A 17,364-nucleotide genomic window follows, 5' to 3' on the forward strand; every position below is an offset into this window, starting at 1 on the left:
CGGGATCTTTTGAATGGCCTCCTTCGCTGTTGACCAGTCGTTTAGCTGCATCGCAGACCTGGCTTCCTCCATCAAACGGCCGGAACCGCCCAGCAGCTCGACCCCCCACTTTTGCTGAACCAGCCTGATGCCGAGAAAACCCATCGTCAAAACCAATGCCCATACAAGACAGGCAAAAGGTGAAAACAGCCTTTTGAGCAACAAAACCAAAGGACTCGGAGCGGCAGGATCAAGCATCGGCTGAAGAACTGGGTGACTTCAAAAACATAGGGACTGAGATTCCCTTTCGCGGGGAGGACTCTCCCCAAAAACACTCCGCCTGCCATCAAATTCTCGGCGGCTGTTTCTGCCAGGGCCTTTTCGCCGTTTTGTCATGTTCTGTCGCTCAGATAACGGATGGATGTGAATTGGATTGACTAAGAATTTGGGTTTCCTGTAACTTGCCCCGTTAATTCATAATCAGCCAATTAAGCCGGTTTCATTCCAGCCTCCCTCGCCGCTCTATCGGCAACTCTCACCGCCATGCCTCATCGTCACTTCTGGATTTTGCCTCTCTCGCTAGTCCTTGCATTTTGGGACTCCTCGGTTGGTGCCACGTCCATCACCGATCAGATCAAATGGCCGCCAGGCCAGGTCCCTGTGGGTCAGACCAACGGTCCCGACACCTTGGACGACATCTGGCAGGGCCTTTTCAATGCCTGGGCCATTGATCCCAACGGAGATGAGGACAAGGACGATTGCTCAAACATCGTCGAGTCGATTGCGGGCACCAATCCATTCATGGCGAATGATTGCTTCAAAATCGGAAACATGACCATCGCAGGGAACGCGGTTGTTTTCTCCGTGAAGGTGGAGGCGGGGAAAAAATACCGGGTGCTCAGCGCGGATGCTCCGAATGATCCGGTTTGGACGGCTGAAACACTCCAAACTCCGGTTTCGGGTGTGCTGGAATATGTTCCCACCGCTGATCTGCCCGAGGTTTTCATTTCGATTCAGAAGCCAGGCGACACCAAGAAATTCTACAAGCTAGAAACCTCGGACGTGGACACGAACAATGATGGTGTCTCCGACTGGGTGGCGAGAAAACTGGGGTTGAATCCCACGTCCACTGACAGCAACGGCGACGGTGTGAGCGACGTGGACGAGATCACGCAGGAATTGCAGTCCCAGGATGTGGTGACCGTCGGTGCCGACAACGCTTTCGCTTCCGAAGACGGCGGGCCGCCCGGGATGCTGCGCCTACGTCGAAACCGGAGCCTCCTAGGGGCCACGATCACCTACACGTTGGGCGGTTCGGCCAATCCAGGTGTCGATTTCGCGAATCTGAGCGGCACGGTTTACTTTGCTCCAGGATCGAAAGAGGCGTTCATCGCCATCACTCCGCAGATGGACAGCAATTTGGAGGGTGGTGAACTCGTGACGGTCACTCTGACCGGGGGCACAACTGATTCGTCGATTCCAGTGCAAATTGGCGGGACTGCGCAGGCGAGTGTGATCATCAACAACACCACGACTGCGACTGGGTCAGGGTTGATGGCGCGCTACTACGACAATGCCAGCAGCACCTACATGCACGGGGTGAACTTTGGCGAGATCGGAACCTATGTTTACACGCGTTCAGGCACGTCACCGAACTATACGGGCGTGGTCGTCATCCCCTGGAACAAGACACCCGCAGTGCAGGTGGGGAACGTGGTGCGAGTGACATTCACCGGGGGAAATCTGAACAACGCGACCTACAACAACCTCGATTATGTTGTCGCCGCCGTCACACCGGGCACCAATTTCACGCTGAGCCTTGCTGGGGCTGGCCTGCCCTCAAACAGCAGCAGCAGTTGCAATTTCAGCATGCAGTCCTTCCCGCATCCGGCGGTGATCACGCGTGTGGACCCGACGGTGAACAACGAATGGGGATACGGCACCCCCAACGGGGCAGCACTGGCCGCCGCCGCCGGAACGACCGCGACCAACGTGCCCGACAATTACTCCGCCACGTTTGAGACTTACCTCAGTCCGGCCACGGCTGGCAGCTATCGCTTTCAACTCGATGCCGATGACAAGGCCCGTGTGTTGCTGGATCAGAACGGCGACGGCATCTTCCAAGATCCGGATGAGCAGATCCTGGAGCATGGATGGGACACCGCTGCGACAGGCAGTCCGGGTGACGGTGTGGCGGACGACGAGGTCATCGGCACGTTCAAAATCAGCGCCAGTATTCCTTTGGCCGTGCCAGCGAACGCTTCCCAGCGCTACCGCATGCGCGTCGAGCATGTGGAGACCACTGGCGAGGCGCGCTGCCGTCTGCAATGGAGTCGTGACGGCGGCACGTTTGCAAACATTCCACAGGCTGAGCAGTTCACCCACACCGATGCGGCCACCTACACCTTCAGCCGCACGAACAGCACCACAGGAACAGCCACGATCACATTGAACGGGCATGGGTTGAGCAACGGTTCTCAGGCCACCGTGGCGTTCTCCTCTGGAAACCTGTTCACCCCGAACACATCCGATCTGGCCGGATACAGCGGCTCCTATACGGTGGCGAATTCGGCGACCAACACATTCACCATCCCGGTCAGTGGCACGAATCTCCCGTCCAATGTCACTTCGGCGACTGCCTGCTTCCTCGAAGGCCGTGCTGTGAGCACTTCCACCGGGGTGCTCAACAAAACGTTCTCCAACCCAACGTTTGCCAACACACCGGTACGCATCGCCGTGGACACGGCGGTGACTGCGGGCAACAACGGCATCTGGGGAGCCGGCACACCAGATGTGGACCTCGTCAATCCTGACACCTTCACAGTGCGTTGGACCGGCCAGGTCCAGCCCCAGTTCACGGAAGAGTACACTTTTGTGGTGCAGGCGGATGACGGCTGTTCCCTTTGGATCAACGGCCAGCTTCAGGAGCTAAAGATGTTCCCGTCGGCCAACACCAGTGGAAGCACCTACATCCATGATAGCGCCACCGGGGACACGATCGTCAACTATGGCAACTCGACGCTGAAATTCGGCAGTTTCGCCGTGGGTGAATCCGTGCGTCTGGATCCGTCCAGCGGCAATCTTTCCAATGCCACCGGCAGCACGTATTCCTATGACAGCACCACTGGAGACATGGTGGTAGACTATTCCAACCTCGCAAACATCGCGGCTGGCAGTTTCGAGGTTGGAGAGACGGTGGAAATCGATCCCACTACTGGAAACGTCAACCAGGGCCAAATCCCTTATGTGATCACCGCCGCCACAGCGACGACATTCACCGTGAACATCGGCGCCGGCCTTTTCCCATCGGGCTCAGGCAGCATCAACGTCAGTGACATCAGCAACCGTGTGGTGACGGCAGCGTACGTGGCCGGCACCGGCACTTACAGCTACACATCGACCACGGGCAACACGGTCATTGACTACACAGCACTCGGTCTTCCGGCGAACTCGTTTGAGGTGGGGCAGAACGTCCTGCTCGACCCGACCAGTGGGAACCTGAGCGCCCAGACCTACACATCGAAGGCGATCTCTGCGGCCACGGCAACGACCTTCACGGTCAACTATGGCACCTCGTTCACGACAGGAACCGGCTCGATTGCCATGGTCGGCGTGGATGTGCCGATTGGCACGGGCGCCGGGCAGGTGCCAGCCAGTTTGACGGGCGCTTTCGTGGTCAATTACCCCGCTGGCCGGTATGCCAGCGGCAGCCTGGGCAATATGAATTTTGATTTCGTGAACAGGCCTCTCAAAGACTGGTCTTCGAATGGAAACGAACGCTACGTGCGAATGCCGATGGTTGCGGGTGCCAGGTACGATTTGCGTCTGGATTACTGGGAAAACACCGGGTTTGCCCGTTGCAAGCTGTCATGGTTCAGCCCCAGCCAGCCGAAGCAGATCATCCCAGCTGAGCGGCTCTACCCGACTGAGGCTCCCTTGGCTCCGCCGTCTCATGTGGGCTCGACGGATGTGGCTGCTTTGGTCGGTGGACCGGTGGTGATCCCTATTACGGTGAGTAACGGAGCCTCGGTGAGCCTGAGCGGTGTCCCGCCGTGGCTGATCTACAGCGGTGGCGTTCTGAGCGGCACGCCACCTGCAAACGCAGCCGGTGACTACCAGATTCTTCTGACCATCACGGATGCAAACGGCACAAGCGCCTCTCTCATCAACCTCCATGTTGAAGACGCGGGCGGCAAAGTCGTGCGTGAGCAGTGGGATGGGGTTGCCGGCACCTCCGTGGCCGCCATTCCAACCGGCAATGTGCCAAGCAGCACCAGCGAGCTCTCCACGCTTGAAGGTCCCACTGACGCCGGTGACGACTACGGCGCACGCATCCGGGGCTACATCACCGCTCCCACGACTGGGAACTACTATTTTTGGATCGCTGCCAGCAACAGTGCCGAGCTTTGGATTTCGAACGACGACGATCCCATCAACGCATTCAAGCGTGCCTCGGTGACGACTGGGAATGCCACACCGCAGACTTGGAGCGCCGAACCAGGCCAAAAATCGCCATGGCTGGCTCTGGAGCAGGGGAAGCGCTACTACATTGAGATCCTGCACAAGGCGGGAACCGGGGTGGGAGACAATCTGGCCGTCGGCTGGTCGAAACCAGGTGAGAACGAGAGCGCGCCGGTCGAAATCGTGCCTGGGTATGCGCTCTCGCCATATATCCCGCCTGCTTCCGGCTCATCGCCTGGCACGCTCTATGTCGCCACCATGCTCTCGCAGAGCGGGGCGGTCACCAATGGCGTCGGTTCCGCCACATTCCGCCTCAGCGAGGATGAGAGCTACGCCATCGTCACCTACACGTACAGTGGTCTCAGCGGGGTCCTCACCGACTGGCACGTGCATAACGATGCGTTCCTCACCCACCCCTCGTCCATCATGTATGATCCGAATGCGCCGCCACCTGGCAGCGGGCCGCTTCCCGACAACAACCCGCCCACACTGACCAGCCACAAATGGGTGATCCCGGCCACGGTCGGATCGATGACCAAGGCGGAGGTGGTCGAGCTTATCAAGCAAGGCAAGGCTTACGTGAATCTGCACACCGCCATGTTCCCTGCGGGGGAAATCCGTGGCAACTTCACGCTCTCGAACGGCTCCCGCACCTTCTCGCCGCCACCGCCGCCACCGGCTTGGACCGACGATCACACCACTGCCAATGCCGCAGCCCGTTTTCTGACCCAGTCCACCTTCGGGCCGAGCATCAGCGACATTCAGGCACTGCAGGGAATGGCCAGCTACGAGGCCTGGATTGACGATCAGTTTACCAAAGCGCCCACTCCTCATCTCCCTGAGGTCATCCGCACCGAGCAGGCCAGCGCCCAGGGCGGTGCGTATGACGAGATACTCACCTTCAATTCTTGGTGGCGCAACTCCATCACTGGCGCTGACCAGCTGCGTCAGCGCATAGCCTTTGCGTTGAGTGAGATTCATGTCGTCTCGGCCCAGGGGCCGCTCGACAACAACGCGCTCGCCCTCTCCTACTTCTACGACATGCTGCTGCAGAACGCGTTCGGGAACTTCCGGGACATCCTCGAAGGCACCACGCTCACACCGACCATGGGCCGCTATTTGGACATGCTGCGCAACGACAAGCCCGACCAGAGCGTCGGCCGTATTCCAAATGAAAACTACGCGCGTGAGATCAAGCAGCTCTTCTCCATCGGCCTATATCGAATGTGGCCGGACGGCACCCTCATGCTCAGCGAGAAGGATTCACCGATCGACACCTACACCCAGCGTGAGATCATCGGATTCGCCCATGTGTTCACCGGCTGGGACTACGGTTATGACGGTGCTGACCACACCTCCTTGAACGCTGTGACAAACTGGACCCGCCAGATGCGCGAGGTTCCCGCACGTCACTTCACCGGGCCGAAACGGCTGCTCAACAACGAGGTTCTGCCCGGTTTGCGTACGTTGGCCGGCCAACCGCTCGATCCATACGCCAACCACATCTCCGCCCAGCAGCAGGATGCCGCATACAAAGCGCTTCCCGCCGCTGAACTCGACTGGTCTCACGACCAGCTCTTCAATCATCCGAACGTCGGGCCGTTCATTTGTCGCCAGTTGATCCAGCGCCTCGTCACCAGCCACCCATCGCGTGATTACCTCTACCGCGTGGTTCAAAAGTTCAATGACAACGGTTCCGGGGTACGCGGAGATATGAAAGCCGTCATCAAGGCCATCCTGCTCGACTACGAAGCCCGCAGCCCGGACATGATCGACAAGCCAGCCTTCGGCAAGCAGCGTGAGCCTGTCATGCGTGTGGCTGCGGCCGGTCGCGCCTTCCGCAAGAACGGCTGGAGCGGCACTTACGCTCAAAGCAGCACCAACAGCGATCCACGGTTGATCACCATCACCACTTCCTCGCCACACGGCTTCTCCGGAACCAGCAACCAGTTCCTGGACTTCACCTCCGGCAGCCCTGCCCCGTGGATTGGCACCTATTCAGTCGCCAGGACAGGCACCAATACGCTGACAACCACAGCCAACGGCTGGGCGGCCGGCACCTACAACATTCCAGCCAATTCCACGACCTGCACAGTCACCATGAGCAACCACTGGCTGCAAAACGGCCACCAAGTCTTCGTCGAATTCCGGGACGGCGCGGCGAACAACGACGCGGCGGTGGACAGCAGGGTTTACACGCTCACTTCCGCCAGTGCGGAAACCGGCACGAATGGCACCTTCACCTTCACCGTGGCGAACACCTCCGCCAGCGTCCGTTCGGGGAACTGCATCATCCCGCGTTTCACCCCGGGAAGCTTCACCACCGTCAGTTCCGGTCTCCCGGCGCCCAACGACCGTCGTGTGACCATGGACACGAACTTCAACCACGAATTGAATCCGGGAGACCAGGTTCAGCTCAACTTCACCTCCGGCAGCAATCCGCAGCCCGTGGACATGGTTGTCACCGTCGACAGCGTTGTGGACGTCAACACCTGGACCTTCCTGGCTCCCGGCTCCGGCACCAATCTTGGCACCAACCAGGGGAACAACAGCGTGTATCAGTTCCCGCTCAAATCGCTGCCGCTCACCCGCAGCGGCGACGTGGGCTCGCGTCCGAGCACGTTTGCGATGAACAACACGACGCTCGACCTGGAGCAGTCGCCTCTGAACTCTCCCACCGTGTTCAACTTCTTCCTCCCTGAATACAAGTATCCTGGCGCTCTTGCCTCCCAGGGCATCACCACACCGGAGTTCCAAGAAACGGCCGAGACAACGGTCATCCGTCAGGCGAACTACCTCTACAACGGCATCTTCGCCAGCGGGCTCGACATCATGAGCAGCTTCAACAACGGCGGCAACGCGCTGGTCATGAACTTCGAAAACTGGATGCCGGGCAACGCCACTGACAATGCCCTGGGCAACGCGTCCAGCACCGGCGTGCCGTGGACGCACAATCAGAACCTCGACGCGCTCATCAACCAGATGAACACGCTGCTCATGGCCGGTCAGTTGTCAGATCAGGCCAAGCTGGTGATCAAAAACTTCGTGGCCACCCCCATTGAATCCATCTCCGTGGCCAGCCCTTGCACGGTCACCACCTCCGTGCCGCATAATCTCAACACCGGGGACACAATATGCATCAGCGGAGTGACTGGCGGCACGTTCTCTTCTTCTCTGAGCAACACCACCACCACAAGAACGATCACGGTGGACAGTCCCACCACTTTCCGTCTGAACGGCACCAATCCGGTGAACTGCACTGCCGCTCCTACTGGGTTGGCCAACGCCCACGTGTCGGTCATCACTTACAATCAGGGCTCCACGAATCCCTCCAACACCAATCGCAGAGACCGCATCCGCAGCATCCTGCATCTGATCCTTACCAGCCCTGACTTCACCATCCAGCGCTAAGCCACCATCATGAAAGACATCCAAGCGCCCCAAATCATCAACACACGCCGCAGGTTCCTGCGCAACTCCGCTTACGCAAGTCTGGGTGCCACCGCCATCGGCGGCACTTTGCGCGACCTGAAGTTGGTGAGCTCCGCCATGGCCGCCCAGACCTTCACGGACTACAAGGCGCTCGTCTGCCTGTTCCTTGCCGGAGGCAATGACGCGAACAATTGGATCGTGCCGACAGACAACACCACGTTCGACGAATACACGGCCATCCGCGGCAACCTTGCCCTCCCTTCGACTTCCCTGCTGCCCCTGCGCACCGGTCCGGGCGGCAGTGACCCGGCCTTCCAGGACGCCGACGGCCACACCTACGGCTTCCATCCGTCCTGCATCGAGATGCAGACGCTGTTTGGGGAGGGAACCCTGGCTCCCGTGTTCAACATCGGTACGCTGGTGCGTCCCACGACGCGCGCACAGTACCTCGCCAATGCAACCTTCTACCGCCCGCCGCAGATTTTCTCCCACAGCGACCAGGTCACCCAGTGGATGACTTCCATCCCTGACCAGCCTCCGATCACGGGCTGGGGAGGTCGTATCGCGGACATCCTCAATGCCGATGCCAATCCCGCCGGCAAGATCTCGATGTCTGTGTCCCTCAACGGCAACAACACCTTCGAGATCGGCAACCTCATCTCGCAATATCATGTGTCCACATCGGGAGCCGTGACACTTACGGGAGGCGCATTGATGTCCGGGACGGGAACTCGCGTGAAGGCCATGCGCGACCTCATGGCCACCAGTTCGACGAATCTCCAGCGTTCGGCGTATCGGGACGTTCTCAGCAATGCCATCGTCACCGGCGACTTGCTGAACACCAACATCGCTCCCACGGCGGAAGCGGCCCAGGGCGGCACCTGGGTCTGGACCACGCCGTTCCCGACCTCCACTTTGGGCAGCCAGTTGAAGATGATTGCGCGCCTCATCCAGGCGCGGGGCCCCGGCGGATTCGCCATGAACCGTCAGATCTTTTTCTGCTCCACAGGCGGCTTCGACACCCACACCTCGCAGGTCACTCTCACTCCCAATCTCAACACCACCACAGGCACGCACGCCAACCTGCTCAACGACATCAGCGAATGCATGTTCGCCTTCCAGCGTGCGATGGAACAGCTCGGCGTCTCCGACAGCGTCACCACCTTCACCGCCAGTGATTTCAGCCGCACCTTCCCCACCAACAGCCAGGGAAGTGACCACGGCTGGGGATCGCATCACTTCGTCATGGGCGGCGCGGTCAAAGGGCACCAGACTTACGGCCACCTGCCCAATCTGGCCATCAACGGCCCGGATGACACAGGGACAGGCCGCTGGATCCCAACCCTCGCCGTTGACCAGCACTCTGCCACATTGGCGAAGTGGTTTGGCGTTCCCGGCTCCGAAATGCCTTCGATCTTCCCGAACCTCTCGCGCTTTCCGACGGACGATCTTGGGTTCATGCTGTAGAGAATGAAGCGCCCTATCCTGTTCAGCATTCTCCTAGCGTCGGCGGCGGCTGTTGCGTGGTTTGCATGGCATGCTGGCTCCGAAACGCATTCGGAAGCCCCTGCCGTGACGGTTGCCACGAAGCCACCCGGCGCTTTGGTTCCAAATGTGTCAGCGCCCGAACTGAAGCCCACGAAATCTGCGCCCCCGGCCTCGGTTCCCGGCCCTCAAAAGGCCTCTTCTCCCGCACCGCGTCCCAATCCGCCGGTTCATCCGCTGCAGGACACTCCGGCCCGCCTCGAAGCAGAGGCCGTGGCGCTCAATCTCCGCCACTTTGGCCAGCGTTTTGGCGGCAATCCCGTCGGCACCAATGCGGAGATCGTCAATGAGCTCAATGGCGGCAATCCCAAGCGAGCACGCTACCTTCCGCAGGAAAACCTGCGCCTGAACGAGAAGGGGGAATTGCTCGACTTCTATGGCACGCCCTACTTTTTCCACCAGAACTCGTCCACCGAGACGGAAGTGCGCTCCGCAGGGGCTGACCGGCAGCTTTGGACGGCGGACGACATCATCGTGAAGTGATTCTCATGCACTTCCTGCTGCGCTGGCTTCCATTGATCACCTTCATGCTTTCCTGCCGGGCGGACCTGCCTGTCCCGCCGCAGGTGCTCGATCCACAGACTCGGTCCGAGTCGTGGAATGTCATCCGCCTCGCCACGGCGAACGTCTCACGGCTGCTCAAAGAGCAGCGTGTGGAGGAAGTAGCGCAGCAGATCTCCCTCTGCAGCCCCGCCTTGCGCATGCTGGCCCGCACCGGAGCCAGCGAGCAGGAGCGCAGCCTCATCGGCACACAGACGTCGCTCGCCTTTCGCCTCATCAATGACATCGCCCGGGACGGCATGGCGAGGCTGCAACCAAGCGTCGAGGTTTCTTTCGCACGGCTTCAAGAGGTGCTCGAAACATTGCAGACCGCGTTCGTCGCGGAGGACATCAATGCGGAGATCTACACCTGTCCACAGCATCCGGAGACCCTCCTCACCAAGCCCGGCACCTGCCGGTTCTGTGATGCTCCGCTTCGCGTGCGGCGCATCCCTTACACGGAGCTCTACGCCACGCCTGAAACCGCGCAGACGCGTTTGGAAATCCAGGCGGACGCCAAACTGGTTCCAGGCGCGCCCATGACCTTCACCGCCAGCGTTCAGACCTCGGCCGGCAAACCGACAGCCCTGTCCGACTTCGTTCTCAATCACGGGGCCAGCGTGCGTCTGTGGCTCATCGATCCTACGCTCACGGATTTTCATCTGTTCACTCCCGACGCGATGAAGTCGAACTCCTCCTTCACCCCTGCCACCGCCGGCCCTTATCGCGTCTGGGCCGAAGTTGTGCCCGTGGAGACAGCGATCCCGGAGCATCCGTTCGCCGATCTCGGTAGCGCGTTTCAGGTCGTGGACCGTTCACGTCACGACTTCCTCGACGCGCTCGAAGTCACGACCGGCGGTTTGCGCTTCCAGCTCACCTTCACCAGCGGAAACGGCGGCGCGCCCATCGCCAAACAGGTCAGCCTCATGCGGTTGAACATCACCGATACCACGGGGCAGCCCATCACACGGTTGGAACCGCTCATGAACGCCTTCGCGCACCTCACCGGCATCTATGCCGATGGAAAAACCGTCCTGCGCCTCCATCCCGTAGGTGGTGACGTCCTGCGCGAAGACCTCCGCGGCGGTCCCATGCTTGCGTTCAAGATCTACCCGCCGCAGTCCGGCTTCGTCCGCTTCTTCTGCCAGGTGAAGGTCGATGGAAAAATCATCACTGTGCCGCTGGGCGTGAACATCGCCCCGTGATCGCGCTTTACTGCCTGTCCACCTGCAGTCTCACAAACTGGCGGGTGTTTGAGCCTGCGGGCAATGTCACACGCACCACGACGAGGTTCACGGCGTCGATCAGCCCGTCCTCCGACACGATCTCACCACCATTTTCACCCGACGCACTGTTGAAACCACTGCAAAGGGCGATGGTGGTCCAACTCGTTAGATTAGGGCTGATTTGCAGCTGGTAGGTGAGGTCGCTGGCGTTGGTGTCGCGGCGAAAACTGACAACGAAGTCTGTGGCATCATCTGCAGCTGGCGCAGTTGTGGCGGTGAAGTCGCTGGTCGCGTCGCGGCTCAGCGGATTGAGGCCGTAGGCGTATTCGATCTGGTTTTGAATGCCATCGCCGTCGTCGTCGCCATTCGGATCCACAAACTGGCCGGTGAGATTCGCCGGGTAGTAAGCCGCCAGCCAGTTCTCGAACGGCGTCGGCTGCGGACCGAGGTCATAAACGACCGTCAAATGGGGAATCGTCGTGCCTAGCTGCCGGCTGTCGAACTGACAGGCCGTTCCGTCGTTCAATTCATCGCTGCGCACGATCCAGCCCGCGTTTGTGGCAGGAGAGCTGATCCAGCCTTGAACATCGGCAATCATTTGAACGGTGGAAGGAAAGGTGATCAAACCCGCGGCCGCCAAAGTGGAAGATGAGACGGTGGTCTGAAACGTGCCGCCTGCCGTGCTCCAGGGGCTGGTGTTGAAGAACCGTTGCGTCCAGGTGGCATCCGAGGTGGTCGCTGGCGCTCCCGAGCCGCCGTTTAGGTTCTGCGAGGTTCCCTCACCCCAGGTTTCATTCAGGCGCTGAAGGGTCAGTGTCTTTCCCGCGCCATTCGGGCCGACTTTGCCGGTTCGAAGTTGGAGCTGCGCGGACTGAATCTGGGCATCTCCAGGGATCACCGCCACATTGAAGGCCAGCAGCGCACGACGGAGGTCGGAGGTCGGGGAATTGACTCCCGTGCGGCCTGCGTAGAGGTAACCGCGTCCGTCGCTCAGCGAGCCGTCTTCCGAGAAGATCGTGTTGTCTTTCGTCGGCTGGAGATTCGCCGTTGTCGTGTCCACGGGCATGATTTTGTAGATGCCTCCAGATGGCAGGCCGTTGTCGAGCTCCAGCACGCCTCCCTTCGTCTTCATGCCGATGTAGATTTCGCCATTTTGATCCTCGCCGAGGCACAAAATGCGCTGCCCGACGATCGGATTCGCCAGTCCGAGCAGCGGCACCGCCTGGGTGAGCGTGAACACGCCGCTGTTCGGTGCCGTTTCCTCCAGTCCCATCAAACGTCCGTCCGACGCACCAGACGTGGAGCCGTAGTCGCCAAACACATACTTCCCCTGCAACGCCGGAATCGCCGTGCCGCGATAAACAAACCCTCCTGTCACCGAAAGGCCGAGTTGCGGCAGCACCGGACTCGTCGTCACTCCGGGATGCGCATACATCGCGATCGGCGCGATCTTCGTCGCACCTGGTTCGGGTTCAGGCATGGGATTCGACGCCGCACCGGATGAGAACGTCGGATTCTCAAAGCCTTCCAGATAACGCCAGCCGTAGTTGCCGCCGGCGACGATCAAATTGATCTCCTCGATGCGTCCCTGGCCCACATCCCCGCAGAAAAGCCGGTTCGTGCCGCCAGCTCGTTGATCAAACGAGAACCGCCACGGATTGCGCAGGCCATAGGCATAGATTTCCTCTTTCACGCCGCCTCCAACACCTACAAACGGGTTCGTGGCCGGAATGCTGTAAGTCAGCGGCCCCGCGCCGTCCGGATCGAGCGGATCGATGCGCAGGATCTTGCCAAGCAGACGCGTCTTGTCCTGCGCATTGCCCAGATTGCTTGTGGTGGAGACCTCGCGTCCGGTGTGGCCCAGTCCGTTGTCATTGCTGCCGCCGCCGTCACCGGTGCCGATGTAGAGATAACCATCGGGTCCAAAAAGAAGCTGGCCGCCGTTGTGGTTGGTTTGCGGCTGCGTGAAGGCCAGCAGGCGGCGCTCGGAAGCCTGATCCGCCACATTCGGATTCGCGGCGAATACCTGAAACTCCGCCACCACCGTCACACCTCCGCCCGTCGGATCACCGGCCTGCGGAGGATCCGGATCGATGCCCGCCTCGTAGCTCTTCACGTAGTTCACATAGAACCGCCGGTAGCCGGGAGAGGCTGGATTCGCGAAGCCCGGGTGAAAGGCCAGCCCGAGCAGCCCGCGCTCGTTGTAACCCGTGTTCACACTCACGATGGGCCCCGGCCCGTCGTCGGGCGCGGCGTTCGCCGTGCTCGCCAGATTGAGGAACGGCGTCGGAATCATCATCCCGCCCTGAATGATGTAAATCTTCCCCAACTGGTCGCACACAAACAACCGCCCGGTTCCGTCATTCGAGCTGACGATGTTCGTCGGCGCGTGAATCTGCCCCAGCACCACCGGCTTCAACGCCAGCGAGGGAAAAGCTCCAAACGCACCCGACACCATCAGTGCGAGTGCCAGGAAAAAGCGAGTTGGATTCGGCGGACAAATCATTGAAGACCAGAAGACTAACGGATCCACTCCATTCGTGTCGATGCAAATCACCAATTCGACTCAGCGTCCGGTCTCGCCCTGAATAAACCGTTCATCCGTCAGCGTCTTCAAAAAGGCGATCACGGCCTTCTTCTCCTCGGCGGTGAGGTGCAGGCCGCCGTCGGGGTGTTTGGCGAGGTTGGGGTCGAGCGTGTCGGTGCGTTGCACGCCTTCGCTGTAGTGGTCGAGAACTTCTTCAAGCGTCGTGAACCGTCCGTCGTGCATGTAGGGCGCGGTGAGGGCGATGTTGCGCAGACTGGGCGTGGCAAAGGTGCCGCGATCAAGCGTGCTTTGGGTCACTTTGAAGCGACCGAGGTCCTTTTCGTCGATGGCGAGGCCGTTGTTGCGGAACTGATGATCGGTGAACAGCGCGCCACCGTGGCAGTGAAAGCAGTCCGCGCCCAGGCTGCCCATGCGCGGCTCACGTTCCATCATGAAAAGCTCGAAACCGCGCTGTTCTTCGGCGCTGAGCTTGCCCTCGCCGCGCATGGCGCGGTCAAACTTCGAATCATGCGACGTGAGCGTGAGCACGAAGTTTTCGATCGCGAGGCCGATGCGCTCCGGCGTGACCTGAGGCGTGCCAAACGCTCGCTCGAAATCTGCGGCGCTGCTCTTTTGCAGCTTAGCCACCACTTTGGGCAGCGTTTCATCCATCTCCAGATGATCCTGGATCGGCATCAAAGCCTGCGCACGCAACGAAGGCGCGCGACCATCCCAGAAGAACTCCTTCTTCCACGCCAGATTGAAGAGCGGCATGCCCTGCCGTGTTCCAACGCGATTTTCCACGCCGAGGCTGAACTGCCGCGTGTCTGCGAAGGCGGAGGCGCGGGGATGACAGGAGGCGCAGGACAAAGTGCCATCGCGTGAGAGTGCCGGGTCGTTGAAGAGCTTCTCGCCGAGTTCAACGCGTTCCACGAGCAGCGGATTGTCGCGCGGCAGGGCCGGCACCGGGAAGGTACGGCTCATCTTGAAGGGAAACGCCGTGTGTTTCGGCGGAAGATCGATCGGGCGGATGTTTGACGGTCGTGCGATCTCCGGCACGTGGCTCGTCATGGATTTCAAAACGAAGGCCGCAGGCAGATTGGCCACCAAAGCCGCCGCAATGGGGTCCTTCGGCTGTGAATGCGTCGAAACACCGTCCTTGGCAAACGACAGCGGTTTGGCGCCCTGAATGAGCGTTGTGACATCGAAGCCGATCTCAGCCGTGGCATCGCCCGAAAGGTCAAACGCGCCCTTCACCACCACCGTCGTGCGGTTGGCATCGCGTGCGAGATGGTAGGAGAATCCGCCGGGCTTTCCATCAGCACCGCGCCAGCTTCCTTCGAGCGCGAGAAAGATGTAACCGCCCTGCCAGCTCCAATGCAGGCCGTTCACGTTTGGGTTCAGCGGATGATCAGGAGCGTATTGTGCCGGGTTCGCCGCGTTGGTGGCGGCATCGAGCCCCACATGAAAACGCAGCGAGGTGTAGCGGCCCGCCGGAATGTCCGCGACAGCGAACTGCGTGCGCTTCTTCAGCGCATCGATCCACGCGACCTGTGCGGGCAGCTCGATCCACGAACCATCCGCACGCTGCAGGTCGAAACCGCTCATCAACCAGCTCGCACGCGTGATGGCGTACGTTTCACCTGCGCTCGTGCGATAGCGCAATGAATCGAGCAGCAGCGGCTGCTTCTCGGCCTCATGCCGGATCACGCCATGCAGCGTGACCGCGTGTGCGGGCAGGCAGAGCAGCAGGAAGGCAAGATGACGCAAGACGGACATGACGTGTGACGAATCACGTCCTCCGTTTTACTGGATCGTGATGCCGCCGGTCAAGGTGTACGTCGGCCCTGGATTGAACGTGACGACAACGTTCTGCGCTCCAGTCGCAGCTCCTGCGGGAATGGTGAAGGTGGCGACCACGGTTCCTTGCGAAGGGCGTGAGATGCTGGTGCCTGAGATGGAGCCGCCAATCACGACACTGATGGGAACCAAATTTGCCGGAGGCTGTGGCGGCGAGGTGGGCAGCGTGATGGTGGCCACGACCGTGGTGCCGCGGGTGGCGGTGCCGCCGGGCACATTCACCGCTCCGCCGCCCCCACCACCGCCGGACTGTGTGTAATTGAAGCCGTTGCTGTCGAACGTGGCCAGCGTGCTGGCGCGTGCGATTTTATAGAAACGGGTCGTGTTGCCGCCTACGCCGGACTCCGTCACCTGCACACTGTCATCGCCAATGGCGGTGATGTCTGGCGTCAGCGAGGTCCAGTCGGCGAGGTTCGGACTTGCCTGCACCGTGTAACTGCCGCCTTCGATGCCGCTCCAGCTCAGCGTCACATCGCCGCCGTTGATCACCGGCTGATTGAGCACGTCGGTTTTGTTCGGCCCACCGCTGAAGTGCGTCGTCACGGTCTCCGTGATGCTGGTCACCGCGCCACCGCTAGGCGTGCCGTAGTATTGGCGGCCGGTGGTGTAAGGATACATCGGCGTACCATCAGCGGCGATCGGCAGGAAGTAAGCCCAGGTGCCCGATGGATACTCCGGCGTGACGCAGTAGCGCACGTTTTGCTCATTGAGGTCGAAGTCCACGCCTTGCGCGTATCCGAGATCGCCGAGGTAGTCGTAGTCCTCGATGTAATGGCCCAGCGTGTAAGTCGCATTCACCACAGGACCATACTGCCCGGAACTCAAGGTAGTGGAGCGGCTTTGCACACGTGCCGCCCAGGCTGGCAGAGTCGTGCGTCCCGTGCTGCTCAGGTTGGTGGTGCCATTGTTGCCGTCACGTTTTACAAAGCCGCAGATCATGCGCCGCACGCCGCTGTTTGGGTCCATTGGACTGGAGTAGCCGTAGGGTCCGTAAACAGGGATGCCGTCCGCAGCCCAGGCAACGATGGGCGAATGTTTCGTCACCGCCGAGGCATTCTCGGTGTAACGATTCGTGGTGGCATTGTAGTCCACATGATCGCCGAGTTGATAACGCAGGGCGATGGGCTGCGCGTGGTAATGGTAGTTGTTGCCTGCCTGATGCGCGTAGGCGGCGTCGAAGGTCACACTTTCATTGGTGTAGGCATCGCGGTTCCAGATGCCATCGCCGGTGATGCCGTTGGTGGGCGTGGCATCCGTGGCGTTGGAGTTCGAGTAGGAAAAAGCATCGCGGCTGTCGAACATGGACACGCCATTGACCATGCGGCCGGTCGTGCCAAGACCGGTGAGCGTCTTGCTCGCGGGAATCACCGGCACGCGCGGGATGCGATAGATCACCGCCGTGTTTGAGGGAAAGTTCGGGAAGTTCTGTGTCTTCGCCGCGTCGAGATACCACGGGCCCATCATGTGGCTGGCCAGGCCCGTGGTGCGAATGTACACCCAGCTCGCGGAGTAGCTGACCTCGCTGACCGTCGCATACGTCGGATTCGATTGTATTCCCGTCCCGCGGCTCCAGGTGGTGGACTTCGTCCCCGCCGTCTCTGCTGCGGTCGTCTGGTAGATGCGCGCATACTGGCCGGAGTCGGCCGTGAACCAGGAGGAGAGCTGCGGATCGGCCAGCACATCGGCCTGCGCGGCAAACAGCAGAAGGAAGATCAGACGATGGTTCATGGCGGCGGGATGAAGGATGGTTGTAACCGATCGAAGACCACCAGGGTGAACCACTCCCATCCAGAT

At 60.5% G+C, this 17,364-nt stretch carries 8 protein-coding genes; 4 read left to right on the top strand and 4 right to left on the bottom strand.

What is annotated here, in order from left to right; genetic code table 11:
* Nucleotides 1-237: hypothetical protein (locus KDL09_RS18690; RefSeq protein ID WP_294388579.1), on the bottom strand; the 237-nt coding region annotated here is incomplete at its 3' end.
* 285 nt (nt 238-522) lie between these two features.
* Between KDL09_RS18690 and KDL09_RS18695 the strand changes: the two genes are divergently transcribed.
* The 4 genes from KDL09_RS18695 to KDL09_RS18710 all read left to right on the top strand — a co-directional run bounded on the left by KDL09_RS18695 (nt 523) and on the right by KDL09_RS18710 (nt 11,162).
* The gene (locus KDL09_RS18695; protein WP_294388582.1) at nt 523-7,851 is read left to right on the top strand and encodes a DUF1800 family protein; all 7,329 of its coding nucleotides are present in this window, start codon (nt 523-525) and stop codon (nt 7,849-7,851) included.
* A gap of 9 nt (nt 7,852-7,860) precedes the next feature.
* Complete coding sequence (locus KDL09_RS18700; RefSeq protein WP_294388584.1) at nt 7,861-9,339, top strand: DUF1501 domain-containing protein; 1,479 nt, start codon at nt 7,861-7,863, stop codon at nt 9,337-9,339.
* 105 nt (nt 9,340-9,444) lie between these two features.
* A complete protein-coding gene (locus KDL09_RS18705) occupies nt 9,445-9,900 on the top strand; it encodes a hypothetical protein (RefSeq protein ID WP_294388587.1) in 456 nt (151 codons plus the stop codon).
* Between the two features lie 5 nt (nt 9,901-9,905).
* On the top strand, nt 9,906-11,162 hold the full coding sequence (locus tag KDL09_RS18710; protein ID WP_294388589.1) for a hypothetical protein: 1,257 nt from the start codon (nt 9,906-9,908) through the stop codon (nt 11,160-11,162).
* A gap of 7 nt (nt 11,163-11,169) precedes the next feature.
* On the opposite strand, the gene KDL09_RS18715 is transcribed toward KDL09_RS18710, so the two are convergent.
* Genes KDL09_RS18715 through KDL09_RS18725 form a run of 3 tightly spaced genes read right to left on the bottom strand, consistent with a single transcriptional unit; the run spans nt 11,170 to nt 17,298 of the window.
* Entirely contained in the window at nt 11,170-13,689 is a 2,520-nt protein-coding gene (locus tag KDL09_RS18715; RefSeq protein WP_294388591.1) for a PQQ-dependent sugar dehydrogenase, read from the bottom strand.
* 60 nt (nt 13,690-13,749) lie between these two features.
* A complete protein-coding gene (locus KDL09_RS18720; protein WP_294388594.1) occupies nt 13,750-15,489 on the bottom strand; it encodes an MbnP family protein in 1,740 nt (579 codons plus the stop codon).
* Between the two features lie 27 nt (nt 15,490-15,516).
* The gene (locus KDL09_RS18725; RefSeq protein WP_294388599.1) at nt 15,517-17,298 is read right to left on the bottom strand and encodes a YHYH protein; all 1,782 of its coding nucleotides are present in this window, start codon (nt 17,296-17,298) and stop codon (nt 15,517-15,519) included.
* Nucleotides 17,299-17,364 lie beyond the last annotated feature (66 nt).

This window comes from Prosthecobacter sp., assembly GCF_020439865.1.
Taxonomy (GTDB): domain Bacteria; phylum Verrucomicrobiota; class Verrucomicrobiia; order Verrucomicrobiales; family Verrucomicrobiaceae; genus Prosthecobacter.